A 25,472-nucleotide genomic window follows, 5' to 3' on the forward strand; every position below is an offset into this window, starting at 1 on the left:
GCCCTGCGGCCCGACGACCCGCGCACCGCTCGCCCTACAGTGCCGCGCCGACCAGCGCCTCTCCCACCGGCGTGCGGGTGTGCAGCATCCGGGCGCCGTCCCGCACGCTCGCGATCAGCCCGCTGTTGCGGAGCACGGTGAGGTGGTGCGACGCCGTCGACACGGCGAGTCCGCAGTCGGCCGCCACCTGCGACGTCGTGCGGGAGTCGTGGGCGGTGAGGAGGATCTCGGCGCGCGCGGCGCTCATCAGCGCCGCGAGCGACCGCGTCGCTGACTCGGGGTCGCGCGCCCACGTCTCGGTGATCCCCTGCGCCGGGTAGAACAGGGTCGGCTGGGCGGGCGGCTCGGTGAGCACCTGGCTGCGATGGGAGCTCATCACCGACGGCACGAGCACGAGCCCGCTGCCGCGGCAGTCGACCAACTCGTGATGCAGCCGCAGGCGCACCCTGACGCGCTCGCCCTGCCAGCTCACGGACTCGTGCAGCCCGTCGATCATCGCACCGAGGCCGTCGGTCGTCACCCGGCGTGCCCGCACGGCGATGTCGGCGCGAAGGATCCGCTCGACCTGCACCCAGACGGGCGCGAGCAGCGCGTCCCACAGTTCCTGCCACGCGTCGGCGATCATGCTGCGCGCTCGCACCGGCTCGTCACGGAGGCGCGCGATCGCCTCGTGCCGTCGACCCGACGACCGGGCGAGCATCTTCGCGAGGTCGGCCCGGAACAGCTCGGGCGGCACCGCCCGCAGCCGCCGCACCTCGTCGTCGGGGCCCATGTCCCAGCTTGGCGTGGCGGTGAGGAAGTCGGGGAAGTAGCCGTCGGCGCCGATGACCAGCGCCATGAGCTCGAACGCCTCGCGCGGCACGTCGCCGCGCACGTTGCGGACCCAGCCCCACTGCAGCGGCTGCTCGTCGGGCCGCTGCAGCACCCGCACCGCGTGGCACAGCTCATGCCCCGGCGAGATGCCGAACCGGATCGCCGAGATGTCGTCGGGCGCGAGCCGGAAGTCCACGAACATTCGATCCACGTCGAAATGCTACCGAGTCGTGGCGCGCAGGCGGAGGGTGAGGGAAACGGATGCCGCAGCGGCATCCGGAACCGCAGAGGAAGGCCGTCATGGCAGCCGACGAACCCACCGCCACCCCACCGGATGCGGCCGGATCAGCCGCACCCCGCCTCGTCGGGGCCGACGAGCTTCGATTCGGCACCGGGCGCACCCTGCGCTTCGAGGGCCGCGACCACGGCGCCGGGATCTCGTACTTCCTGGTGGACAACGACCCGGGGCAGGGACCGGGCCTGCACCGGCATCCGTACACCGAGACGTGGATCGTGCTCGAGGGCGAGGCACGCATCACGATCGGCGACGCCGAGCTCGAGGCGACCGCCGGCCACACCGCGACGGTGCCGGAGCACACCTGGCACGGCTTCACGAACTCGGGTACCGGCCGGCTGCGCATGGTGTGCATCCACGCCTCGGACGTGATGATCCAGGAGAACCTCGAGGACTGAGCGGGTGTCGACCCTGCAGGTTCACGGCGAGCTCGCGGCCACCGGACCCCGCTGCCTGCGTAGGCTGGGCGAGTGAAGGTCGTCAGCTACAACCTGCGGAAGCATCGCGCCATCAACGAGCTCGCGGCGCTCGACGAGCGGTACACGCCCGACCTCATCTGCCTGCAGGAGTGCGACACCACCGACCTGCCCGAGCATGTGGGCCGGCTCGAGCTGGCGACGTCGACCTCCGGCAACCGGCTGGGCCTCGCCGTGTACTACCGGGCCGACCGGTTCGAGGGCCGTGCGACGCGCGCGGTGGCCCTGAAGAAGTCGCTGCATGATCACCTGCTGCGTCCGGCGCACGAACGGCTCATCGGCGTGCGCCTGTTCGACCTCGAGGCGCAGCGCGAGCTCGTCGTCGCGTCGTTCCATGCGGCACCGCTCACCGCCCTGAACTCCTTGCGCCGGCACCAGATCCGTGCCGCCCTCGGCGAGCTGCAGCTGCTCGGACCCGGCCTGCCGACCCTCATGGTGGGCGACTACAACTACCCGGTGTTCAAGGACAACCTCGCCGAGAAGGTGCGCGAGGTCGGCTACGAGCTGAACCTCAGCGACAGCCGCACGTACACGCGGTACAAGTTCTTCCGCGGGCACTTCGACCTCGCCACGTCCGTCGGCTTCGAGATCGACCGGGTCGAGACGCTGCCGCGAGGCTCCTCCGACCACCTGCCGATCCTCGTCGAGACGCGGTATGCGGCCGCCGTGGTGGCGGAGGAGGACCTCGCCAGCTGAGCCGCGCCCCGCTAGGGCACGAGGTGCCCGGCGGCGCGGAACAGCTCGTACCACTCGGCGCGGGTGAGTGGGATGTCGGACCCCTGAGCGGCGGCTGCCACGCGCTCGGGACTCGTCGTGCCGAGCACGACCTGCATGTTCGCCGGATGCCGCGTGATCCACGCCGTGGCGATCGCGATCGGCGGCACGTCGTAGGCGCCGGCGAGGCGGTCGATCACCGCGTTGAGCTCGGCGTACTCGGGCGAGCCGAGGAACACGCCCGTGAAGAATCCCGCCTGGAACGGCGACCATGCCTGCACGGTGATGTCGTTGAGCCGGCAGTAGTCGACGATGCCGCCGCCATCGAGCGTGGCGGACTGCCCCTCGGCGGCCATGTTCGCCGCGACGCCCTGGCTGATGATCGGCGCATGCGTGATCGAGAGCTGCAGCTGGTTGGCCACGATGGGCTGGCGCACGTACCGCTTCAGCAGGTCGATCTGCCTCGGCGTGTGGTTCGAGACGCCGAAGGCGCGCACCTTGCCGGCCGCTTCGAGGTCGTCGAACGCCCGGGCGACCTCCTCGGGCTCGACGAGCGCGTCGGGGCGGTGCAGCAGCAGGATGTCGAGGTAGTCGGTGCCGAGCGCGGCGAGCGAGCCCTCGACCGACTCGACGAGGTGCTCGTACGAGAAGTCGAAGTACGGTCCGTCCTTGACGATGCCGGCCTTGCTCTGGATCGTGTACTCGGCGCGCTGCGACGGGGTGAGCTGCATGGCCTCGGCGAACCGGCGCTCGCACTCGTGCAGCTCGCGCCCGTAGATGTCGGCATGGTCGACGAAGTCGATACCCGCGTCGCGCGCGGTACGGACGAGCTCGCGGATCTCGTCGTCGGTCTTGTCGGGGATGCGCATGAGGCCGAGCACGACGTTCGGCGCGGTGATGTCGGTGCCCGGGAGGGTGAAGGTCTTCATGAGGTCCTCAGTTGTCGTGGGGTTGCGTGTTCACGCTAGGCGGGCCCAAGCTAGAAGTCCAACAAATTTGCTTGATGGCATTGAGAAGCGAGAGTCATAAATGGATCTGCGGCAGATGGAGTACCTCGTGGCCCTCGCCGACGAGCAGCAGTTCACCCGAGCCGCCGCCCTGTGCCACGTGTCCCAGTCAGGCCTCTCAGCGGCCATCCGGAGCCTCGAGGACGAGCTCGGCACGACGCTCTTCACGCGCACCACGCGCCGCGTCGAGCCGACGGATGCCGGACTGGCCCTGCTCCCACACGCGCGTGCGATGCTCGCCCAGGCCACCGCCGGGCGCGACGCCGTCGTGCGCGCCACGAACGAACTCTCGGGGCAGCTGCGGGTCGGCACCGAGCAGTGCCTCGGCATCGTCGACGTGCCGCCGCTGCTCGAGCGGTTCCGCCGACGCTACCCGCTCGTCGACATCCACTTCACCCAGGCCGGCTCGCACGACCTCGTCGGCCGCGTCCGCGACGGCGAACTCGACGTCGCGTTCGTCGCGGCCACCGACCACCTGGCGCGCATGACCCGCACCGAGCTGGGGCGCCGCCCCGTCGTGCTGCTCTGCCCGCCCGAGCATCCGCTCGCGGCATCCGCCCGCCTCGACTGGGCCGACCTGCGCGACGTCGACTTCATCGACTTCCACGAGTCGTGGGCGGTGCGCTCCCTCAACGATGCCGCGTGCGCGGAGCAGTCCGTCGCGCGGCGCGTGCGCTGCACCGTGAACGACGTGCACACGCTGCTCGACCTCGTGCAGCGCGGCCTCGGCGTCGCGCTCGTGCCGCAGCATGTGGCATCGAAGCCGCAGGCGGCCGGCCTGGCGATGCTGCAGCTGCCCCCTGCGTCGACGCCGCAGTGGATCGTGTCGGCGGTCACCGCCACTCCGGCCGCGGCCGGCGCATCGCTCCTCCTCGAGATCCTCGACGGCGAACTCCGATCCCGAGACGACGAGGCCCTCGCGGCGCGATCGGCCTGATCCGCCCTGTCCTGCGTCATCGGGCGCCGCTAGGGTGACGACCATGGATCTCGGGCTCGCAGGCAGGACCGTCGTCGTCACCGGAGCGGGCAAGGGCATCGGGCTCGCCGCCGTGCGGGCGCTGCTCGACGAGGGCGCGCTCGTCGTCGCCGGCTCGCGCAGCGCCAACGACGACACGCGTGCGCTCGAGAGGCGCGACGGATTCTCGTTCGTCGAGGTCGACCTCGGCACCGCCGACGGGCCGCAGCGGCTCATCGACGCGGTCGACGGCGAGATCCACGCCGTCGTGAACAACGTCGGCTGGGCGCCCGTGCGACCCGCGGGCTTCGCCTCGATCGCCGACGAGGACTGGCTGGGCACGTTCACGTTGAACGTGCTGGCGGCCGTGCGCCTCACCCGCGCGGCGATCCCCCGCATGACGGCCGGCGGCGCGATCGTGAACGTCGCCTCCGAGAACTCGCTGCTCGCGGACCCGCTCGTCATGGACTACAGCGCCGCGAAGGCCGCGCTGCTCAGCTTCTCGAAGTCGCTGTCGAAGGAGCTCGCGCCGGGCGGCATCCGCGTCAACTCCGTGAGTCCCGGGCCGGTGGCCACCGACCTGTGGCTCGGTGAGCACGGTGTCGCGGCGACCGTGTCGCGTGCGACCGGCGCCGATGCCGCCGACGTCGAGCGCGGCGCGGCCGGGCAGTCGCCGACGGGTCGGTTCACGCAGCCCGAGGAGGTCGGCGACCTCATCGCCATCCTCGCGAGCACGCGGCTCGGCAACGTGACCGGCGCGGACTTCGTGATCGACGGCGGCCTGCGCCCCACGATGTGACCGCAGGGCCGCGCATCCGTCGGCGTCTACACGCCGATCGTCAGTGCCGCGGTGTAGCCCCCGGCGACCGATCCCGACATGCTCGCGATCTGGTGGATGCCGCCGTCGTCGCCGAACACCATGTCGCGCGAGAGGCTCGTCTGCGCCAGGTTGCGCACGCTCTGCTCGTAGCCCGAGGCGGCGTACACGAGGTCGTTCACCTCCTCGGGCAGGGCGATCTGCGACGTCTTCACGATCGGCCCCGACGCCACGGCGTTCGCGATATCCGAATAGACCTCGAAGTGGATGTGCGGCCACCGGCCCGAGTAGCACGCCGGGTAGATCGACGTGAAGCGCACCGTGCCGGTCGCGTCGGTCTCCTGCACGCCGCGCAGGTAGTTCTCGCCCTCGACCCCACGCGAGTACAGGGAGTAGTTGCCGTCACGGTCGCAGTGCCAGAGGTAGACGCCCGCGCCCACGAGCGCGCTGCCCGTCGCGGCATCCCGCACCGTGAGCGCGATGGTGAGCGGCACGCCGGCCGCGACCGTCGTCGACGAGCCGAAGCTCGAGCGGATGTCGCTGCGCACGATGCCCGAGTCGTCCAGCACGTTCACGCCGTTCGAGCCGTCGCCGGGGTATGGGCCCCCGGTCTCGTCGGGCACCTCGGCAAGGGGGTCGGATGCCGCGGCCGACGCGCTGGCGGACGCGCTCGCGCTCGGGCTCGGGGTCGCGCTCGTCGCGGCGGTCGCGCCGCTGCGGGACTCGGGGCTCGCGCACGCGGCCAGCAGGGCGGTCACGCCGATGCCGCCGAACAGGCCGAGCGCGCGGCGGCGGTCGACCAGGGTGCGGATGTCGTAGACGAGGCCGCGGTGGTCCTCGTCGATCTCGTGGCCGTGCTCGTCGATCCAGCGGGGGTCGGTGGTCATGTCGTGCTCCTCTCCGGAGAGGACAGCATCGCCCGGGTGTCCGGCACGCCGCTGTGCGCGGCCGGTGCGTTTCCTATGATGGAGGCGCCGATGGCCGGACCGCGCGGGTGCGGCCTCCATCACGCGAGGGAGCTCAGCATGGGAACCATCTCGGTCGACCTGTTCATCACGCTCGACGGTGTCTACCAGGCGCCCGGCGGGCCCGACGAGGACCGCGAGGGCGGCTTCGAGTACGGCGGCTGGCAGGGCGCCTACTTCGACGACGAGTCCGGCGAGGTGATCGGCGCCGGCATCGATCGCATGGACGCGCTGCTGCTCGGCCGCAAGACCTACGACATCTTCGCGGGGTTCTGGCCGAACCGCGGCGACGACGACCCGATCGCGGTGACGTTCAACGCGCTGCCGAAGTTCGTCGTGTCGCGATCGCTCACCGATCCCGGGTGGCAGGGCACGACGGCGCTGTCGGATGTCGCGGAGGTGGCCGCGCTGAAGGACCGCTTCGACGACATCCACGTGGTGGGCAGCGGCGACCTCGCCCGCTCGCTGCTCGAGGCCGACCTCGTCGACCGGCTGAACCTGTACCTCTACCCGCTCACCTTCGGATCGGGCAAGCGGCTCTTCGCCGACGGCCGGGGCGTGCCCGCGGCGTTCCGGCTCGCGGAGCCGCCGCGGGCGTTCCCCAAGGGGGCGATCGCACTGTTCTACGAGCGCGCGGGCGCACCCGTCACGGGCATCGACATCAGCGAGGGATAGGGCCGCTGCGCGAGGCCGCTGCCGCCCGCGGCAACCGATCGCCGATCGTCATCCCTCGAGGGCCGGGTACTCCTCGATCGTCCACTCCTCGCGCCAGTCGATGTACGGGCGGTCGCCGTCGAACCGGATCGGCAGCCACACGTAGTCGGCGAGCGACGTGTCGGGTTCGCCGAGGTCGATGGCACCCCACTCGCGGGGGCCTTCGAGGTCGACCCGGAACACCTCCTCGAACAGGGCCTGGATGTCGGGCAGGTCGTCGGGCGGCGAGACCACCCATCGGTCGGCGATCGCGATGTAGAGGTCGCGCCGCTGCGGGTGCGTGAAGATCGACGAGATCTGCGACCGGAACGACGTGCGCGAGTCGTCGCCGGGGTGGGCGTCGCCGAGCACGGTCCAGGGCCCGTGGTACGAGTCGGCCGTCGCGAACTCCGAGGGGTTCGGGAAGTAGCCCGTCGTTCCGGAGGTCGCGAGGAAGTGGCGGCCCTTCCGGCGGAAGTACGCCGGGGCCTCCCGCACGAACGGCGGCTGGAGCCGCGGGAAGTGCGTGGAGTAGTAGCCCGTGACATCCGTGTACTCGTCGTTCAGGTCCGCGACGATGAGCTCGCTGTGCACGCGCTCGAAGATGTAGTACGCCTTGCCGTCCGACGGCTCCACCACGAGGTCGAAGTCGCCCGCGTTCATGCCGAGCGGCTTGATGCCGCGGGTCACGAGCTCGTACGGGCCGAGGATGTCGTCGGCCGTGAAGACGCTCGAGCGCTGCTCGCCGTTGCGATGCATGACCTTCACCCAGCACACGAACTTGCCCGTCGCGGCGTTGTGGATGATGTGGGGCCGGTCGGCGAGTTGGGCGGGATGCAGCGGGTGCGCCTCGTCGTCGAGCACCGGCGGCAGGATGGTGCCGAGGTCCTGCCAGTTGTAGAGGTCCTTCGAGGAGTAGCACCGCACGCCCCAGTGCCAGATGCCGTTGCCCGGAGCGGTGCGCTCCTTGTTCTCGCCGTACCAGTAGAACGTGTCGCCCACGGTGATGACGGATCCGCCGTGGGCCTGGATCCGGTTGCCGTCGGTGTCGAGCCACGGCTGCCCGGGTCTGATCGAATGCTGCACTGCGGTCCCTTCGGAGAGGTCGAGTCGGTCGTGCGGTGGTCAGGCGACGCTGACGGCGGGGTCGGCGGCGTCGGTGGCGTCGGGCGCGTCGACCGCGATCGGACCGGCCCCGGCTTCCGCCTGCTCGTCTTCGTGGGGGCCGCCGCGCCAGCGCTTGGGCGGCCTCGCCGGGTCGGATCCGGCGTCGCGCACGGTGCACGTGAACGAGTGCCGTCCTGCCGGCACGTCGTCGACGGTCGAGCCGTCGGGCAGCTCGATCGACGCGGTGGCTCCTACGGGCACGACCACGTTCAGCGTGAACCGCGTGCCCTCGCGCCGCCAGGACGACGACGCGAGCCCGAGCGGGCCGTCGTGGCTCGCCGACGCGTGCGTGAGTCCGCCGCCGGGTCGCGGGGCGATCCGGAGGGCGGTGCCGCCCGGTGCCGCGGTGTCGAGCCCCGCGACGACGCGGTGCATGAAGCCGGCGATCGCCCCGAGGGCGTAGTGGTTGAACGACGTCATGTCGCCGGGGTTCACCGTGCCGTCGGGGAGCATGCTGTCCCACCGCTCCCAGATCGTCGTCGCGCCCATGCCCACCTGGTAGAGCCATGACGGCATCTCGTCCTGCAGCAGCAGGTGGTACGCCGCGTCGATGCCGCCGACCCGGGCGAGGGCGTCGCAGATGATCGGCGTGCCGACGAAGCCCGTGCTGATGCGGAAGTCGTTCTCGGCGACGAGCTCGATGAGCCGTTCGCCGGCGCGCCGCTCCTGTTCGGGCGTGGCGAAGAGGTCGAAGACGATGGCGAGCGCGACCGAGGTCGGGGTGTCGCTCACGACGCGTCCGCTCGGCGAGAGGTACTCCGAGCGGAACGCGGCGAGCGCGCGCTCCGCGATGCCGCGGTACCGCTCCTCGTCGCCCGAGCGGCCGAGCAGCGCCGCGGTCTCGGCCATGATCCGGGCCGTGCGCACGTGGTAGGCCGTGGCGACCAGGTGCTTGTCGGTGTGCGACTGCCCCGGGTTGTCGGGCGGCGCCGCGGGATCGAGCCAGTCACCGAGCTGGAAGCCCGTGTTCCAGAGGCCCGTGCCGCCGGCGAGGCCGTCGACGAGGTCCACCCACGCCGTCATGCTCTCGTATTGCGCCTCGAGCACCCGGGTGTCGCCGTCGTGCTGGTACAGCTCCCACGGCACGATGACCGCGGCATCCCCCCACGCGGCGGTCGGAAAGTTCGGGAAGCCGCACTCGAGCCAGGGCACGAAGTTCGGCACGTGGCCCTGTTCCGCCTGCTCGGCCGCGAGGTCGCGCAGCCAGCCGGTGAGCGTGCCGTGCGCCGCGTACAGCCGCAGGGCGGTGGGCGCGAAGACCTGGATGTCGCCGGTCCAGCCCAGCCGTTCGTCGCGCTGCGGGCAGTCGGTCGGCAGGTCGACGAAGTTGTCGCGCATGCTCCATACGACGTTCTCGTGGAGCCGGTTCAGGCCCGCGTGCGAGCTCTCGAACCAGCCCGTTCGCGGCATGTCGGTGTGCACGACGAGGGCTTCGACGTCGACCGAGGCGAGGTCGCCCGGCCAGTGCTCGAGCTCGGCGTAGCGGAACCCGTGGATCGTGAAGCGGGGCGTCCACGTCTCGAGGCCCGAGCCCGCGCAGACGTACGCGTCGATGGAGACGGCGGCGCGCAGCGGCCGCACCCCGAGCGCGCCGTTCTCGAGCACCTCGGCGTGGTGCAGGCGCACCTCGTGGCCCGCGGGCCCGCGCACGTTGATGCGGAGCCTGCCCGAGATGTTCTGGCCGAAGTCCAGGCGGATCCGCCCGCCTGCGATCACCTCGACGGTGACGGGCCGCAGGGTCTCGATCACCCGCACCGGCGGACCGGTCGGCGCCTCGAGGCGGGCCGGGAAGTCCGCCAACGGCAGCACGGTCGGTGACGACCACCCTCTGTCGTCGAACCCCGGCGTGCTCCAACCTGCCGGCAGCAGTCGGGCGTCGTACCGCTCGCCCTCGTACAGTCCGACCTCGGTGATGGGCGACGGATGCCACGACCAGGCGTCCTCGAGCGGCACCCGCACGATCGAGCCGTCGTCGAGGGTCAGCTCGAGCTGCAGGAGCAGCGCGACATCCGTGCCGTAGACGTCCCAGAGCCCGCCGTCGAAGCCGATGCGGCCCCGGTACCAGCCGTCGGCGAGCCAGGCGCCGACGGCGTTGCGGCCCTCGACGATCGCCTCCGTCACGTCGGAGGTCTGCGTGCGGAGCCGATGCCGGTAGCTGGTCCAGCCGGGCGACAGCACGTCATCGGACACGGGGCGGCCGTTCACCTCGAGCTCCGAGACCCCGTGCGCGCTCGAGTAGATGCGGGCCCGGAGGATGCGGCCGGGCGCGATGCCGAGCTCGGCCGTGTCCCACGTCGCGCGCAGCAGGTAGCCCGGCCGCAACGTTCCCGCGGGAGCCGCCGGCGACGGCGAGATGAACGGCACGCTCCAGTCGTCGCGATCGAGCAGCCCGGCCTCGACCCGGAGCGGGGTGCTCCACCCGCCGGCGTCCTCGGCGGCGCGCACGCGGAGCTGGCCGCCCTCGCGCGAGCGCAGCCCGTCGAACGGCCAGTCCACGAGCCGGGTGCGCTCGGCCGGGAGGCGAACGGCGTGCACCACGCCGTCGTCGCGGCGGAACTCGACCTCCCAGGCGTCGGGCACCGCCGAGGCGATCCACGACAGCCGCGGCCGCGGCTCGCCGATGCCGAGTCCGTCGACTGCGTGGCGGTTCTCGAGCCAGACCGATTCGATCCGGACCTCCTCGCGGGTCATCCCTTCACCGATCCCGCCGTCAGGCCCTTCATGACCTGCTGGTTGAGGAACAGGTAGATGACGAGCGTGCCGAACACGCTCACCGCGATGGCCGCGAACGTCGGGCCGTACTGCACCGCGCCGTACTGCCCGGTGAAGTTCAGCAGGCCCACCTGGATGGTGCGCAGCGCGTCGCTGTTCGTGAACGTCAGGGCGATCAGCAGGTCGTTCCAGAAGAAGAAGAACTGCACGAGGCCGACCGTGAAGACGGCGTTCTTGACCAGTGGGAGCCCAACGGCCCAGAACGAGCGCAGGATGCCCGCGCCGTCGAGCGTCGAGGCCTCGAAGATCTCACGCGGCACCGACCGGAAGAACGTCGCCATCATGAACACCGTGAGCGGGAGGCCGGTCGCGATGTAGGTCAGGATCATCGGCCAGTACGTGCCCGTGAGGCCGGTGCGGAAGTAGATCGTGAACAGCGGCAGCAGGATCATCTGCGTGGGCACCATGATGCCGGCGAGGAAGAGCAGCAGCACCGTGCCGCGGCCCTTCCACACCATGACCTCGAGGGCGAAGCCCGCGGCGACGCCGACGATGAGCACGATCGCGAGCGACGGGAACACCACGATGATGCTGTTCAGGATGTACTGCCCGAAGCCGTTCTCGAACACCGAGACGTAGTTCTCGAACGACCAGTTCTGCGGCAGCGACCAGAAGGGCTCGTTGAGGAACTCGCCCTGGGTCTTGAACGATCCGAGGAACATCCACACCATCGGGTAGATCATGATGACGAGCAGGATGGCGAGCAGGATGCGCACCGGGAGCCGAGCGAAGAAGCGGCGCGGGCCGCCCGCGCGACGTTGCGGAACGCGTTCGGGAGCGAGCCCGCGGGGGTTGACGCTGGTGACGGCGGTGGTCTGGACGGTCATCGGTCTCAGTCCTTCGTGAGGTCGCGGCGCGTGGACCGGAAGATGAACACGGTGAACAGCAGGCAGAGGATCGTGAGCATGAGCGCGATCGTGCTGCCGTAGCCGTACTGGCCATAGGTGAACGACGTCTGGAACATGTAGAGCGTGAGGGGCGTCGTGGCGTTGCCGGGCCCGCCGTTGGTCAGGGCGACGACGCTGTCGAAGACCTTGAGCGTGCCGTTGATGCTGAAGATGAGCGACGACAGCAGCACGGGAAGCGAGAGCGGCAGCACGATCGTGCGGACGAGCTTCCAGCCCCCGGCGCCGTCGAGCCGTGCCGACTCGAGCATCTCCTCGGGGATGTCGAGGACTCCGGCGTAGAGGAGCACCCCGTAGAAGCCCATGGACTGCCACAGGCCCATGAGGATCAGGACCCAGAACGAGGCGTCGGGCGTTCCGAACCAGTCGACGGATTCGATGCCGAGGAGGTTCAGGAACGAGTTCACCGGCCCGACCGTCGGTGCCGCCTCGAACAGGCGGGTGAAGAGCAGTGCGATGGCGACCGTCGGCAGGACGATCGGGAAGAAGATGATCGTGCGGATCGTCGACGACGCCTTCTTCAGGTAGAAGACGTAGAGGAGCGAGAGGCCGTAGCCGGCCGCGACCTGCAGCACGGTCATCACGAACGCGAAGCGGATGGTGAACCACACCGCGCTCCACGCGGCCGGATCGTTGAAGAACTTGACGAAGTTGTCGAGGCCGTTGAAGGTGAACCCGACGATGGGGTTGCCGTCCATGACCGTGTAGCCGAGCGACCAGATGATCGGCACGAGCATGATGAGCGAATAGAGCAGGAGGGCCGGTCCGAGGAGGATCAGGACGGCGCGCTTGTCGCCGAGGACTCGTTCCATGGTTCACGCAATCTGTCGGCTGCCGGAGCAGCGGGGGTGGAGCACGGGGGCGCGGCGCGATCACCGCGCCCCCGCATCAGGATCCGACGGGGGTCAGCCCTCGTCGTTGGCGTCCTGGACCAGCTTCATGAAGTCGGCGCCGCTGAGGCTGCCGCTGGCGAGCCCGCCGCCGTTGGTCTGGCTGACGCTCGTGGCCTTCGAGTTGAAGAGCGCCTCGAACCACAGGATGCTCGACGGCGCGTCGGCGATGACCTGCTGCACGGTCTGGGTCGTCTCGGGCAGGTCGGCGGGCGGGTTGTCGATCGTGAAGCCCGATACCACGCCGCTGTCGTTGAGGACGGTGTCGCCGTAGTTCGAGACGATGCACTCGAGCCACGCCTTCTGGTTCTCGCCGAAGCCCTTCTTGGCGAACATGACGGGCACGCCGACGTTGGCGGGGACCTGGTCGATCGAGCCCTTGCCGCCCTCGACCTCGGGGAACGGCGCGTAGCCGATGTTGTCGAGGCCGATGGTGTTCTGCGTCTCGTCGTTGAAGTTCGCGAGCGCCCAGCTGCCCATGTAGAAGAACGCGGCCTGGCCGGTGAGGAACTGGTTCATGGCCGCGTTGTAGTCGATCGAGCCGACCGCGTCGCCGAAGTAGCCGGCCTTGCCCAGCTCGGCCACGGCGTCGGCCGCCTTCACGTACTCGTCGTCGGTGAGCTTGGCGTCGCCGTCGGCGACGGCCTTGAGCGCGTCGGGTCCGAGGTCGCGGGCGATGTAGTTGCCGACGAGCCGGGTGATGGGCCAGCCGTCCTTGCCGTCGGCGGCGAAGGGCTGCACGCCCGCCGCGTCGAGCGTCGCGGCGGCGGCGACGAGGTCGTCCCAGGTGGCCGGGGCCTCGATGCCGTTGTCGGAGAGGAGCTGCTTGTTGTACCAGAAGCCCTCGATGTTGAACTCCGTCGGCAGCGAGTACATGTCGTCCTCGCCGTACAGCGCCTCGATGGTGGATGCCGCGGCGGGGAGGATCTTGTCGGTGAGGCCGAGGTCGTCGAGCTCGTCGGAGAGGTTCAGCACCTGGTCGGCGTCGATGAACTGCTTCATGAGCGAGGGGGTGCCGGCGGCCATCGACATGTTCGAGAGGGCGTCCTGGCCGGCCAGGAGCTGGAGCTTCTGGTCGAACTGGGCGCCGGCCGACTTGTCGGCCGTCAGGGGTGCGGCCTTCTCCTCGGCGGCGCACTGGTCTTCGGACAGGGTCGTCAGCGTGTCGATGATCGTCGTGTTCTCGGTCTGGCCGAAGTACGTGAACTTGCCGCTGTCGGATGAGCCGCCCGAGGCCGGGCCGCATCCGGTGAGCACGAGGGCACCTGCCCCCACGACGGCCGCGAGCGGAGCCAGGCGCCGGAGGCGCCGAGATGCTGTGGTCACTATTCCTCCTTGAATGTGGGCGCTTTTGAAGCGCTTCACTTGGAAGATACCGCTAGACTCGCGAATTGTCATCCTCGATCGGTAACGAATTTGAAACGCTTCATCCGAAATCCGGTTGCCGCCGGGGGTTCGTGCGACGATAGCGACGACCGACGGCCGAGCACGTAGGGCCGCGCACACGGAGGTGCACCATTCCCGCTGAACGACGTCGTGGGCTGAACTCGCAGCCCAGCATGAGCGATGTCGCCCGCCACGCGGGCGTGGCGCTCGGCACGGTCTCGAACACCCTGAACAACCCCGACAAGGTCGCCGAGCCGACGCGGCGACGCGTGCTCGCCTCCATCGCCGAGCTGGGGTTCGTGCGCAACGATGCGGCCCGGTCACTCGCGGCCGGAAGCAGCTCGACCGTCGGATTCGTGCTCGCCGACCTCGACAACTCGTTCTTCGTCGACATCGCCCGTGGTGCGGAGTCGATCCTGCGACAGCACGACATGAGCCTGCTCATCGCCAACACCGACGTCGACCCCGCGAGGGAGCAGCGCAACCTCACGCTCTTCGAGGAGGCCCGGGTGGCCGGCATCCTCATCGCCCCGACGCCGTGGATGCCCTCCCGGCTCCCCGCGGTGCGGAGCACTCCCCTCGTCTACGTCAACGCGCCGCCGACGGATGCCTCGCACTCGGGCGTGGTCGTCGACGAGCGTCGCGGCGGCGAGCTCGCGGCACGGCACCTCATGGAGCTCGGCCGCACGCGGTTGCTGTTCGTGGGCGGCCCGTTCCTGCTCGACGCCGTCTCGGAACGGCGCGCGGGTGCCCGCCAGGCCGTGGAAGCGGCATCCGGTGTCACGCTCGACACGCTCGAGACGCGAGGCCTCAACATCCCGCACGGACGCCAGGCCGCCCGCGAGATCCTCGAGCAGGGCGCCGGCCGCTACGACGGCATCGTCGCCGCCTCCGACCTGCTGGCCATCGGCTGCATCCAGGTGCTCGACGGGCAGCAGGGGTTCGAGGTGCCCGCCGACCTGGCCATCACCGGGTACGACGACAACCACTTCGCATCCGAGAGCGCCATCCCGGTCAGCACCATCGCGCAACCCGGCGAGGAGATGGGCCGGGTGGCGGCCCAGCTGCTCATCAACCGCATCACCGAGCCCGAGACCGCGATCCCGCGCACCGTGACCCTCGAGCCGCACCTCATCGCGCGCCGCTCCACGCTCGGCGAGGCGTGGCGCCGCGACTGACCGCGGGTCAGGGGCGTGGCGCCGCGACTGACCGGGGTCAGATCTCGGTGTGGCCCAGCTCGGGCGCGGCGAGCAGGCGGATGGCCGGGTCGGCCATCGCCTCGAACTCGAGCACCACGACGTCGTTGCGACCGACCCGGGTGACGGGCGACGGCACGATGAGCGTGCGCTGGGGGCCGCGGCGCCAGTAGCGTCCGAGCAGGAAGCCGTTCACCCAGACGAGGCCCTTGCCCCAGTCGAGCGTGTCGAGATAGAGGTCGGCCGGCGCGTCGAGCTCGAACGACCCGCTCGCGAAGTGCGGGCCGGCCGCGGCAGCCGCTCGCCCGTCGGCGCCGGGCTTCGCGCGGAGCCCGATCGCCAGCGCGGGGACGCGGTCGAGGTCGAGCGGACGTGCCGCCCACCCCGTGAGCTCGACGCCGTCGAGGAGCACGCCGCCGATGAGGCCCTTGTGCTCGCCGATGCGGGTGCCGTAGTCGACGCGGCCCTGGTCCTCGACGACGATCGCGAGCTCGCCGCGCGCGTCGGGCAGCACCACCGCGCGCTCGTGCGCGTCGCGGGCGAGCACGCCGATCGGCACGCCGTCGACAAGCACCCACGCGCGGTCGCGCACCTCCTCGCCGATCGTGAGGGTCCCGCGGCCTCCGCGGTCGAGCCGGGTCGTGAACACGGCGACGCCGCGGTCGTGCCCCAGCTCGTCGAAGGTCGGCAGCCGGTCGTGCTCGGACGCGTCGCCCAGGTCACCGGCGGCCGCGACGGCCAGGAGCGCCGGTCCGACCGCGAGCGGCGCGACGAGCGCGGGCGCGTCGGGTCGCGCGCCGGGCACCTCGTCGGGCACGGGCGCGTACTTCGCGATGACCTCGCGGAAGGCCCAGAACTTCTCGGTCGGGTATCCACTCTCGTCGAGCGGGGCGTCGTAGTCGTAGCTCGTCGTGATCGGCGCGTAGCGTCCCTTGTCGTTCGCGCCGTTCGTCAGCCCGAAGTTCGTGCCGCCGTGGAACATGTAGACGTTCACGGACCCGCCGGCCGCCAGCAGCGCGTCGAGCTCGGCAGCGGATGCCGCGGCATCCGTCACGTGGTGGTGCGAGCCCCAGTCGTCGAACCAGCCGCACCAGAACTCCATGCACATGAGCGGGCCCGTGGGCTGGAACTCGCGGAGCGTCTCGAGGCGCTCGGGCACGCGGGAGCCGAATGAGCCCGTGAGATGCAGGCCGGGCAGGCTGCCGTCGGCGAGCATCTGCGGGGTGGGCTGGTCGATCGTGGTGAGGGGCACAGTGATGCCGGCGTCGCGGGTGACCCGCACGAGCTCGGCGAGGTAGGCCTTGTCGTCGCCGTACGCGCCGTACTCGTTCTCGATCTGCACGAGGATGACCGGCCCGCCCGCGTCGACCTGCCTCGGCGCCACGACCTCGTAGACGCGCCGGAGGTACTCGGTGACCGCCGCGAGGTAGTGCGGCTCGGAGCGACGCACGCCCACCTCGGGGTCGCGGAACAGCCACGCCGGGAGGCCGCCGTTGTCCCACTCGGCGCAGATGTAGGGCCCGGGCCGCACGATCGCGTGCATGCCCTCGGCCGCCACGAGGTCGAGGAACCGGCCGAGGTCGAGGCCGTCGTCGGCCCGCCACTCACCGCGGTGCGCCTCGTGCGCGTTCCACGCGACGTAGGTCTCGATGGCGTTCAGGCCCATGAGGCGGGCCTTGCGGATGCGGTCCGCCCAGAGGTCGGGGTGCACGCGGAAGTAGTGCAACGCGCCCGCGAGGATGCGGTGCGGCTGCCCGTCGAGCTCGAAGTCGGTCGGCCCGATGGCGAAGCGGGAGTGGGCGGTCACAGGCATCCGTTCTGGTGATCGTGGACGGTGGAAGGGCGGCGCTCGAGGCACACGGCGGTCGGAAGAGTGGGAAGCGGCGGGGCCGGCCGGGAGTGCCCGACCGGCCCCGCGGTGTCGCGACGGCTACTCGCCGACCGTGAAGCCCTGCTCGTTGCCGTAGTCGACGAGCTGGGACTGCCAGTCGGCGAGGCCCTCGTTGAGGTCGGTCTTGTTCGCGTAGGACTGGCCGACGGTGTCGCCGAAGATGCTGTTCGCGTACACCTGGTAGGGCAGGTACGACCAGCCGGGCGCCACGTCCTTCGAGGCCTGCGTGAGCACCTCGTTGATCTTCTGGCCGCCGAAGTACTCGGACTCCTGGTTCACGAACTCGGGGTCGTCGAGGTTCGCCGTGGTCGACGGGAAGCCGCCGCTCTCGAGGAACACGTCGATGGACGCCGGGTCGCTGTTCAGCCAGCGGAGGAACGCCGCGGCGAGCGCCGGGTTCTTCGACTGCTTCACGACCGACTGGCCGCCGCCGCCGTTCTCCGAGGTCACCGGGGTGCCGTCGTAGGTCGGCATCGGCGCGACGCGCCAGTCGCCCGAGGCATCCGCGACGCTCGACTCGAGCACGCCGGGCATCCACGCGCCGATGGGCAGCGTGGCGATCGAGCCGTCGGCGAGGCCCTTGAACCACTCGTCGCTCCACCCGGGGGTCGTGGCGACGAGGTCCTCCTGGATGAGCTGGTTCCAGACGCCCGTCCACTGCTCGGTGCCTTCGTCCTGGAAGTTCACGGTCACGTCGGTGCCGTCGATGGCGAACGGACGGCCGCCGGCCTGCCAGATCATGCTCGTCGCGAAGCCCGCGTCGCCGGTGTCGGACGTGATGTACTTCGTCGGGTCGGCGGTGTGCAGCTGGCGCGCGGCGTCGACGTACTCGTCCCAGGTGGTCGGCACGGCGATGCCGTACTGGTCGAAGACCGACTTGTTGTAGAAGAGCGCCATGGGGCCCGAGTCCTGCGGCAGGCCGACGAGCTTGCCGTCGACGTTCACGCTGCCCCAGGTCGACGCGCTGTACTGGTCCTCGAGCTCGTCGAGGCCGTACTCGCTGAGGTCGACGAGCGAGTCGGCGAGGGCGAACTGCGGCATGGCGTAGTACTCGATCTGCACGACGTCGGGCGCGCCCGAGCCCGCCTTGATCGCGTTCTGCAGCTTCGTGTACTCCTCGGTGTTGGTGCCGGCGTTCACGAGCTCGACGTCGACGTTGGGGTACGCCTCCTCGAACGCGGCCACCTGCGCCTCGGCGCTCGGGGTCCAGCTCCAGTAGGTGAGCTTGCCGCCGGCCTCGAGCGCGGCGTCGAGGTCGTCGGCGCTGCCGGAGCCCGAGGTGGTGTCGGCTCCGGTCGAGCACGCGGCGAGCGCGGCGACCGCGAGGGCGGCGGTCGCGGCGACCGCCAGGGTCCGCCGGAAGGCGGTGCGGGCGATGGTCATGTGATGTTTCCCTTCACTTCGTTGTGCCATCTGTGATCCGGGGCAGGACGCTCCGGGTGAGCGGTGGGGTGCGCAATGGACAGGCAGTGCCGCTCGGTCACTGCTTGACGCTGCCGGCGCTGAGCCCCGACTGCCAGAACCGCTGCAGGCCGAGGAACGCGATGACGATGGGGAGGATGGTGAGGAGCGAGCCCGTGATGACGAGGTTGTAGATGGGCTGCGCGGCCACGCCGGTGGCCTGGGCGTTCCACTGGTTCAGGCCGACCGTGAGCGGATACCAGGTGGGGTCGCTCAGCATGATCAGCGGCAGGAAGTAGTTGTTCCAGGTGGCCACCACGGTGAACAGCAGCACGGTGACGATGCCGGGCGCGAGGAGGCGTCCCGAGATCGTGAAGAACGTGCGGAACTCCCCCGCGCCGTCCATGCGCGCCGCCTCGAGGATCTCGGTCGGCACGGAGTCGACCGCGTAGACCCAGATCAGGTAGAGGCCGAACGGGCTGATCAGCGAGGGGATGATGATCGCCCACGGCGTGTTCGTGAGGCCGAGCTGGCTGAACATGAGAAACGTCGGCACCGCGAGCGCCGTGCCGGGCACCGCGATGGCGCCGAGCACGACGGCGAAGATCGCCCGCCGGCCCCGGAACCGGAACTTCGCGAGCCCATACCCCGCGAGCGTGGCGAGGAGGGTCGCGCCGCCGGCGCCGACCACCACGTAGAGCAGCGTGTTGCCGAACCAACGCAGGAAGATCCCGTCGCGGTAGGTCAGCGTCTCCCAGATGTTCTGGAACAGCACGAAGTCGTCGTCGAACCAGAGCCCGAAGCTCGAGAAGAGCCCGCTCTGCGTCTTCGTGGCGTTGATCACGAGCCACGCGAGCGGCACGAGGCTGTAGAGCACGAAGATGCCCATGAGCAGCGTGAACGCCACCGACTTGCGGGGACGCAGCGGCGAGTTGCGGCGGCGCGGGCCTCGAGTGCCACGGCGGGCGGATGCCGCATCCGCTCGCTTGTGGTCTGCGGCTCGCACCTCGGGGGCGATGGTGGCGCTCATCGTTCTTCCTTCCGGGAGCCGCGGAGCTGCACGACGTAGGCGATCACCGCGGTGATCACGCCCATGACGATGGCGACCGTGGCCGAGGCGTTGTACTGCTGGCCGGCGAACGACAGGTTGTAGGCGTACATGTTCGGCGTGAAGTACGTGGTGATGATGTTGGGGGCGAGGGTGCGCAGGATGTTCGGCTCGTTGAAGAGCTGGAAGCTGCCGATGATCGAGAAGATCGTCGCGATGACGATCGCGCCGCGCAGGGCGGGCAGCTTGATGCCGGTGATGACGCGCATCGGCCCGGCGCCGTCGAGCTCGGCCGCCTCGTAGAGGTCGGTGGGGATGACGCGGAGCGCCGAGTAGAAGATCAGCATGTTGTAGCCGACGAACTCCCAGGTCACGATGTTGCCGATCGAGACGAGGATCCAGTTGCGGGCGAACGGCGTGATGACCTCGTTGCCGAGCCAGTCGTTGATGTTCGCGGCCAGGCCGAAGTTGTCGCCGTAGATGAAGCCCCACATGAGCACCGCGACGACCGCGGGCACGGCGTAGGGCAGGAAGATCACGATGCGGAAGAAGCCCGAGGCGTGCAGGCGTGCGCTGTCGATGGCGAGCGCCGCGACGAGCGCGAGGCCGAGCATGATCGGCACCTGGATGAGCAGGAAGAGGGTGACGCGGCCGAAGCCCTCCCAGAACTGGGGGTCGGCGAAGAGCTCGAGGTAGTTCTCGGCGCCCACGAACGCGTTGCCGCCGATGAGCTGCTCGCGGAAGAGGCTGAGGTAGACCGAGTAGGCGACCGGTGCGATGAACACCAGCAGGAACACCACGAGGAAGGGCGCCACGAAGGCGAGGCCCTTCCACTCGCTGCGCCCACGGACTCGGATGCGGCGGGGCGGCGGCGCGGTGACCACCGCGGCCGGCGCGGGAGGGGACGTCGTTGTCATTCGGATTTCCAATCGCTCGCATGTTCACGTCAACATGCAGTGCGGTTACCGTAGCATGTTGACGTGAACATGCGCCAGTCTGTGCAAGTCTGTGCGTGACGCACGAAGTGTTCGAGGGAGCCGGCGATGACCACCACCACCCAGGGCGAGGCGCTGCCGCTCCGCCGGCGCGGGCCGTCGATGGCGGATGTCGCGCGTGAGGCGAACGTCTCGGGGCAGACCGTGTCGCGCGTCTCCAACGGGCGCAGCAACGTCGACGCCGACACCCGTGAGCGCGTGCTGACGGCGATGCGCAAGCTCGGCTACCGGCCCAACAGCGCCGCGCGGGCGCTTCGCAGCGGCCGGTTCCACTCGATCGGCGTCATCATGTTCACGCTCTCGAGCTTCGGCAACATGCGCACCCTCGACGCGATCGCGGTCGCCGCGGCCGACGCCGGCTACTCGATCACGCTCATCCCCGTGCCGCACCCGACGCAGGGCGAGGTCGCGGGTGCGTTCGACCGCCTCAGCGAGGAGGCCGTCGACGGGGTCATCATCATCGTCGAGGCGCACCTGCTCGACGAGAACGACGTCGAGCTCCCCGCGGGCCTCCCCGTGGTCGTCGTCGACTCCACCGCCGGCGACCGCTACCCGATGGTCGACACCGACCAGGCGCACGGCGCCCGCCTCGCCACCGAGCACCTGCTCGGCCTCGGCCACCGCACCGTGTGGCACGTCGCCGGGCCCGAGCGCTCCTACTCGGCGACGCATCGCCGCGAGGCGTGGGAGCAGACCCTGCGCGCCCATGGCGCCGAGGTGCCCGCCGCGCTCGTCGGCGACTGGTCGAGCGAGTCGGGCCACGCGATCGGCCTCGAGCTCGCGAAGGACCCCGAGGTCACGGCGATCTTCACCGCCAACGACCAGATGGCCCTCGGCGTGCTCCGCGCCATGCACGAGTCAGGACGGGCGGTGCCCGCAGAGGTCAGCGTCGTCGGGTTCGACGACATGGAGGAGTCGCGCAGCTTCTGGCCGCCGCTCACCACCGTGCGGCAGTTCTTCGGCGAGGTCGGCCGCCGCTCGGTCGAGGCGCTCCTCAGCGAGGTCGAGTCGGGCGAGCGCGAGGGCAGCACGCTCGTGGCGACCGAGCTCATCGTGCGCGAGAGCACGGCGCCCCCGCGCGCCTGAGGCGCGCCGCGCGCTGCACGCGCACCGGGCATCGAGTGGATGCCGAACCCGCACGCCAGTGCGCCGAGGCGCGGGTTCGGCATCCACTCGATCGGGCGCGCGGCACGCGAAGGGCGGCCGCCGCGCGATGCGACGGCCGCCCTCGCGGCATCCGGAATCAGGTCATCGGCAGCTCACCAGCTCACGGCATCACGGCTTGCGCGAGTTGGCGGCCAGGATCCGTTGCGCGTCGCTCACGGTCGTCGCCGCCTCGACGCCGTCGGCCGACACCGTCACTCGCACGCTCAGGAGCTTGCCCGCGTCGCTCGTGACCGGCGTGTACGTGGCATCCGTCGCGCCCTGGATGGGCTCGCCGTTGCGCAGCCACTGCCACGCGATGTCGCCGTCGGCAGGATCGAACGAGCCCATGGCAGCGGCCGGGGTGCCCACGCGCGGCCGGTCGGCGAGCGCGAACCCGTCGATCACCGCGTGCCTGCGGACGGTCACCGAGTACGTGCGAGTCGCGCTGCCGTCGGCCGACGTCACGACGATCGTGGCGACGCCGCCGTTCGCCGTCGAGGCCTGCGTGACCCGCACGGCCGCGGCCGAGTCGACCGCGATCCCGTCGACCGCGGGCAGTCGTCCGCCGTCGACGTCGACCTCGTAGTCGAGGCGCGCCGGGTCGAACCCGTCGATCGTCTCGCCGTCGAGGCGCAGCACCGCGAGGTCGGCCACTGCCGCCGGCGCGGCCACGGACTCGAACACCTTCACCTCCGACACGATGAGGTGCGTGTTCGGGTAGGCGTTCATGACGACCCGCACGCCGGTCGCGGTGACCGGCGCGAACGACGCCACGACCGTCGGCGCGCTGCCGTCGGCCGGGGATGCCACGGGCTTCGCGGTCTCCCAACCGGGTGCGGCGACCCACGTGCCGTCGGTGCCGCGCACCTGCACCTGCATCGTCTGGGCCCAGCTCGTGGTGCCGTCGCGGTAGAACTGCACCGACACCTGCTGCACCTGGTGCGGCGCCGCGTACAGGTACGTCAGCGTCGACTGCGCCGGCTTGTTCGTCGACACCCAGTTCGACCAGCCCTTGTCGCCCTCGACGCCGTTGCGCGTGCGGTCGGCCGGGTAGCCCGACTCGGTCGAGCTCGCCGACGCGGTGGTGCCGGCATCCGGGTTGATGTTGCGCAGCGTCCCCTCGGTGACGAGCACCGCGAGTTGCGCGCTCAGCGAGGCTCCGTCGGCGGATGCCGCGCCGGGCACCCGCACGATCCCGACCTCGTCGAACGCGGCATCCGTGATGCCCGTCCAATCCCAGGTCACGGGCACGTCGAACGCGTTCTCCGACGCCCCGACCCGGGCCGGAACCACGGCGGGGGCGGCGGCCTGCACGCCGGCGAGGGACGAGCCCGCGGCGACCGTGATCGAGACGGGATCGGCGGCCGTGAGCCCGCCCACGTCGACGAGCGCGGTCACGGCGACGGCCTGCCCGAAGACGTCGGTCGCGGTGCCGGGCACCTCGACGCGGCCGGTCTCGGCCCACGCGCCCTCGTCGGGGAGCTGCCACGTGACGGCGACGGGCACGCCCGCGCCCCAGGCGTAGCGCGGCACGATCGTCTCGGGCAGCACGGGCGCGACGCCCGCCTGGGTGCGCGCGGCGACCGTCTGCCCATCGAGCGGGGCGAGGTCGCGCGGATCCCACGACTGGTTCGCGCCGCCGTTCGACCCGTAGACGCCCACGGTCGCGCCGCTCGTCGTCGATTGGCCGTTGACGTCGAGCGAGAGGCCGAGCGCCTCGTTCACGAGCGTGTACGCGCGCCCGTCGGTGGTGTTCACGATCCAGCGCGTGGCGGCCGTGGCGACCGCGGTCTCGAGCGAGGCTGTCCGCAGGTCGGTGCCCGAGCTCGTCGCGCCGAGCACGCGACCGTCGGATGCCTCGAGCACCACGCGTCGCGTCGCCTCGCGGTCGCCCGCCGGCACCTCGTGCACGGTCCACGCCTGCGGCGCTGCCGCCGCGGCATCCGTCGCCAGGTTGCGGATCGTGGTGGCCGCGCCCGTCGCGCCGGCCGTGAGCGCCTTGCCGCTCTGGGTGCCGACGAACTGGTAGCGGTGGCCGTCACGGAGCGCTGGGGCGTCCGCCGCGACCCCCGAGACGCCGTCGATCACGAACGTGGTGACCGACTTCGCGGGCACCGTGAGCGTCGCGGTCTTCGCGGCGCGATCGATCGCGACCGGCGCACCCTCGACGAGCGCGTTGGCCGTCGGGGCATCCGCCGACGCGGCCTGCGTGGTGACCACGGGCGTGACCGTGGCGCCCTCGGCGATCTCGCCGAAGTTCGACAGGTCGAGCGTGACGACGCGCTCGGATGCCGCGGTGTTCGTGTGCACGATGGTCGCCCCAGTGCCGTCGCCACGCACGGCCGCCGTGCTCGACGCGTCGTCGACCGCCACGAGGTGGTCGCCCTCGTGGAGGTACTTGGTGAAGTTGCGGATCGTGTTGAACTTCGAGTTCACCTGCACGCCGCACTCAGGTGCCTTCGGGGAGTCGCCGCCCGCGTCGGCGACCCGGCGCGCGGACTTCCACACGGTGCCGCCCGCCTCCTGGTAGGGCGTGCAGTCCAGGTCGATGAAGATCGAGCCCCAGTTGAGGTTCTCGCCCTGCGGCTCCATGTTGTAGAGGTCCTCGACGGGCTGCCAGAGCACCCACGCGTTCGGCTCGAGTTCGCGGAGGTCGTCGTGGATGCGGCCGGCGATGCCGAGGCCGTTCTCGATGTTCACGGGGTTGAAGCCGCTGACCCAGTTGCCCTCGATCTCGCTCATCCAGAGGTCGGTGTCGGCCTGCTTGGCGAGGTCGCGCACGACGAGCCGGCCCGAGGTGCCGTAGGTGTGCACGTTCATGCGGTCGACCTTGGCGCGCGTCGCGGCCGGGTAGCCGGCCCAGTTCGTCGCGAAGATGCCGGGATTGGTCTCGTCCATCGCGGCGAGGCCGGCGTCGGTGGTCGTGGCGGGGTCGTCGAGCTCGGCGCGCACGTCGTCGATGAGCGAGACCTGACGGGCGGGCCCCATGTGCATGCCCTCCTGGCGGCCGCCGACCGGCTTGCCGTTGCTGAGGGTCGTGCCCCAGTAGTTCGTGTTCGGCTCGTTGAAGGGGTCGATCGTGTCGACGTGGATGCCGTACTCGTCCTCGAGGTGCTCGGTGACGTTCACGAGATACGTGGCGAACTGCGCCTCGGCCGCGGGCTTCAGCTGCTCGGACGTCGCATTGAAGCCGCCCGAGACGTAGCCGCTCTCGGTCATGAAGTACGGCGCCGAGTTGGCGAACGTCTCCCAGTGGGTGATCTGGTCGTATTCGGCGAGGCGCTCGACCCACCAGCGCTGGGTCGCGTCGGCCGACCAGTCGTACGATGCGGCGTCGTCGGCGTCCCACTTGGCGAGCAGCGCGTTGCGGTCGGCGAACCTCGTGGTGGTGCCGTCGTAGGCGCCCGCTGAGCCGTCGGGGTCGGCGGCCCACCAGCCGTCGACCGCGCCGCCCGGGCGCAGGTAGTCCTGCACGTCGGACGCGTTGCCGCCGCCGATGTTGTAGCGCGCGATGTTGAGGTCGAGGCCGTCCTCGCCGAACACGGCCTGGTAGAGCTGCTCCCGCAGCTCGGCCGGGTAGCCGCCGGTCGCGTTCGCGAACCAGACCAGGCTCGTGCCCCACCCCTGGAACGACTCGCCCTGGTAGGCGGGGTTCGGGGTGATGGTGATGCCGTCCGCCGGGGCCGCCGCCGCGGGCGTCGCGGCCCCGATCGGCACCGCCAGGAGGGCGCCGCCGAGCAGCGCTCCACCCGTGATCATCGCGGCGAGCCGCTTGGCCCGCGTGTGCCGTGCCGCGGCCGGATCCGGCCGCCTCCCGTGCATCGTCATTGACGTCGTCCTCTTTCGCCGTTGAGAGATCGTGTGGGTCAGCAAGCGTGTTGACGTCAACACGCTCGAGGGCGACGATACATGTTGACGTCAACATTGGGAAGAGGTGGAT

General features: G+C 70.6%; 20 protein-coding genes. 7 read left to right on the plus strand and 13 right to left on the minus strand.

The genetic code is table 11. The annotated features are described in order from the left end of the window. Nucleotides 1-34: 34 nt before the first annotated feature. Nucleotides 35-1,015 carry an ArsR/SmtB family transcription factor gene (locus AC1DZA_RS15285; protein WP_476773403.1) on the minus strand — a complete coding sequence of 327 codons (981 nt, stop codon included), beginning with the start codon at nucleotides 1,013-1,015 and terminating at the stop codon, nucleotides 35-37. 98 nt (nucleotides 1,016-1,113) lie between these two features. On the opposite strand from AC1DZA_RS15285, the gene AC1DZA_RS15290 reads away from it, so the two are divergent. Both AC1DZA_RS15290 and AC1DZA_RS15295 read left to right on the plus strand, forming a co-directional pair. Then, nucleotides 1,114-1,506, plus strand: a complete 393-nt coding sequence (locus AC1DZA_RS15290; RefSeq protein WP_476773369.1) for a cupin domain-containing protein — start codon at nucleotides 1,114-1,116, stop codon at nucleotides 1,504-1,506. 72 nt (nucleotides 1,507-1,578) lie between these two features. Then, on the plus strand, nucleotides 1,579-2,280 hold the full coding sequence (locus tag AC1DZA_RS15295) for an endonuclease/exonuclease/phosphatase family protein (protein ID WP_476762252.1): 702 nt from the start codon (nucleotides 1,579-1,581) through the stop codon (nucleotides 2,278-2,280). Nucleotides 2,281-2,291: 11 nt separating this feature from the next. On the opposite strand, the gene AC1DZA_RS15300 is transcribed toward AC1DZA_RS15295, so the two are convergent. Further along, nucleotides 2,292-3,227, minus strand: coding sequence for an aldo/keto reductase (locus AC1DZA_RS15300; RefSeq protein ID WP_476773370.1), 936 nt, complete (start codon nucleotides 3,225-3,227; stop codon nucleotides 2,292-2,294). 100 nt (nucleotides 3,228-3,327) lie between these two features. Here AC1DZA_RS15300 and AC1DZA_RS15305 point away from each other — a divergent pair, with 100 nt between their 5' ends. Further along, a complete protein-coding gene (locus AC1DZA_RS15305; protein ID WP_476773371.1) occupies nucleotides 3,328-4,242 on the plus strand; it encodes a LysR family transcriptional regulator in 915 nt (304 codons plus the stop codon). Nucleotides 4,243-4,285: 43 nt separating this feature from the next. Further along, nucleotides 4,286-5,059, plus strand: coding sequence for an SDR family oxidoreductase (locus AC1DZA_RS15310; protein ID WP_476773372.1), 774 nt, complete (start codon nucleotides 4,286-4,288; stop codon nucleotides 5,057-5,059). A 26-nt stretch (nucleotides 5,060-5,085) separates the two neighbouring features. Here AC1DZA_RS15310 and AC1DZA_RS15315 read toward each other — a convergent pair whose 3' ends face one another. Continuing rightward, entirely contained in the window at nucleotides 5,086-5,964 is an 879-nt protein-coding gene (locus AC1DZA_RS15315) for an intradiol ring-cleavage dioxygenase (protein WP_476773373.1), read from the minus strand. A gap of 138 nt (nucleotides 5,965-6,102) precedes the next feature. Between AC1DZA_RS15315 and AC1DZA_RS15320 the strand changes: the two genes are divergently transcribed. Then, complete coding sequence (locus AC1DZA_RS15320; RefSeq protein WP_476773374.1) at nucleotides 6,103-6,717, plus strand: dihydrofolate reductase family protein; 615 nt, start codon at nucleotides 6,103-6,105, stop codon at nucleotides 6,715-6,717. Between the two features lie 48 nt (nucleotides 6,718-6,765). Here AC1DZA_RS15320 and AC1DZA_RS15325 read toward each other — a convergent pair whose 3' ends face one another. The 5 genes from AC1DZA_RS15325 to AC1DZA_RS15345 form a co-directional block, all read right to left on the minus strand. Next, on the minus strand, nucleotides 6,766-7,821 hold the full coding sequence (locus AC1DZA_RS15325) for a family 43 glycosylhydrolase (RefSeq protein ID WP_476773375.1): 1,056 nt from the start codon (nucleotides 7,819-7,821) through the stop codon (nucleotides 6,766-6,768). A 39-nt stretch (nucleotides 7,822-7,860) separates the two neighbouring features. Further along, nucleotides 7,861-10,593 (minus strand): family 78 glycoside hydrolase catalytic domain, encoded by a 2,733-nt coding sequence (locus AC1DZA_RS15330; protein ID WP_476773376.1) that lies wholly within the window; start codon nucleotides 10,591-10,593, stop codon nucleotides 7,861-7,863. Further along, nucleotides 10,590-11,501, minus strand: coding sequence for a carbohydrate ABC transporter permease (locus tag AC1DZA_RS15335; RefSeq protein WP_476773377.1), 912 nt, complete (start codon nucleotides 11,499-11,501; stop codon nucleotides 10,590-10,592). The genes AC1DZA_RS15330 and AC1DZA_RS15335 overlap by 4 nt, the downstream gene beginning before the upstream one ends. 5 nt (nucleotides 11,502-11,506) lie before the next feature. After that, nucleotides 11,507-12,391: a carbohydrate ABC transporter permease gene (locus AC1DZA_RS15340; protein ID WP_309973921.1), complete on the minus strand. Its 885-nt coding sequence runs from the start codon at nucleotides 12,389-12,391 to the stop codon at nucleotides 11,507-11,509. Nucleotides 12,392-12,484: 93 nt separating this feature from the next. Continuing rightward, nucleotides 12,485-13,795, minus strand: a complete 1,311-nt coding sequence (locus tag AC1DZA_RS15345) for an ABC transporter substrate-binding protein (RefSeq protein ID WP_476773378.1) — start codon at nucleotides 13,793-13,795, stop codon at nucleotides 12,485-12,487. A 233-nt stretch (nucleotides 13,796-14,028) separates the two neighbouring features. Here AC1DZA_RS15345 and AC1DZA_RS15350 point away from each other — a divergent pair, with 233 nt between their 5' ends. Then, on the plus strand, nucleotides 14,029-15,033 hold the full coding sequence (locus AC1DZA_RS15350) for a LacI family DNA-binding transcriptional regulator (protein WP_476773379.1): 1,005 nt from the start codon (nucleotides 14,029-14,031) through the stop codon (nucleotides 15,031-15,033). A 37-nt stretch (nucleotides 15,034-15,070) separates the two neighbouring features. On the opposite strand, the gene AC1DZA_RS15355 is transcribed toward AC1DZA_RS15350, so the two are convergent. From AC1DZA_RS15355 to AC1DZA_RS15370, 4 genes are all read right to left on the minus strand, one after another. Continuing rightward, the gene (locus AC1DZA_RS15355) at nucleotides 15,071-16,864 is read right to left on the minus strand and encodes a glycoside hydrolase family 35 protein (protein WP_476773380.1); all 1,794 of its coding nucleotides are present in this window, start codon (nucleotides 16,862-16,864) and stop codon (nucleotides 15,071-15,073) included. Between the two features lie 117 nt (nucleotides 16,865-16,981). After that, the gene (locus tag AC1DZA_RS15360) at nucleotides 16,982-18,325 is read right to left on the minus strand and encodes an ABC transporter substrate-binding protein (protein WP_476773381.1); all 1,344 of its coding nucleotides are present in this window, start codon (nucleotides 18,323-18,325) and stop codon (nucleotides 16,982-16,984) included. A gap of 97 nt (nucleotides 18,326-18,422) precedes the next feature. Further along, nucleotides 18,423-19,373, minus strand: a complete 951-nt coding sequence (locus AC1DZA_RS15365) for a carbohydrate ABC transporter permease (RefSeq protein WP_159604361.1) — start codon at nucleotides 19,371-19,373, stop codon at nucleotides 18,423-18,425. Continuing rightward, entirely contained in the window at nucleotides 19,370-20,308 is a 939-nt protein-coding gene (locus AC1DZA_RS15370; protein ID WP_476773382.1) for a carbohydrate ABC transporter permease, read from the minus strand. The genes AC1DZA_RS15365 and AC1DZA_RS15370 overlap by 4 nt, the downstream gene beginning before the upstream one ends. A gap of 126 nt (nucleotides 20,309-20,434) precedes the next feature. On the opposite strand from AC1DZA_RS15370, the gene AC1DZA_RS15375 reads away from it, so the two are divergent. Then, nucleotides 20,435-21,472: a LacI family DNA-binding transcriptional regulator gene (locus tag AC1DZA_RS15375; protein WP_476773383.1), complete on the plus strand. Its 1,038-nt coding sequence runs from the start codon at nucleotides 20,435-20,437 to the stop codon at nucleotides 21,470-21,472. Nucleotides 21,473-21,661: 189 nt separating this feature from the next. Here AC1DZA_RS15375 and AC1DZA_RS15380 read toward each other — a convergent pair whose 3' ends face one another. Continuing rightward, complete coding sequence (locus tag AC1DZA_RS15380) at nucleotides 21,662-25,360, minus strand: glycoside hydrolase (protein ID WP_476773384.1); 3,699 nt, start codon at nucleotides 25,358-25,360, stop codon at nucleotides 21,662-21,664. Nucleotides 25,361-25,472 lie beyond the last annotated feature (112 nt).

The sequence above is a fragment of the Agromyces sp. P2_B3 genome (assembly GCF_056404815.1).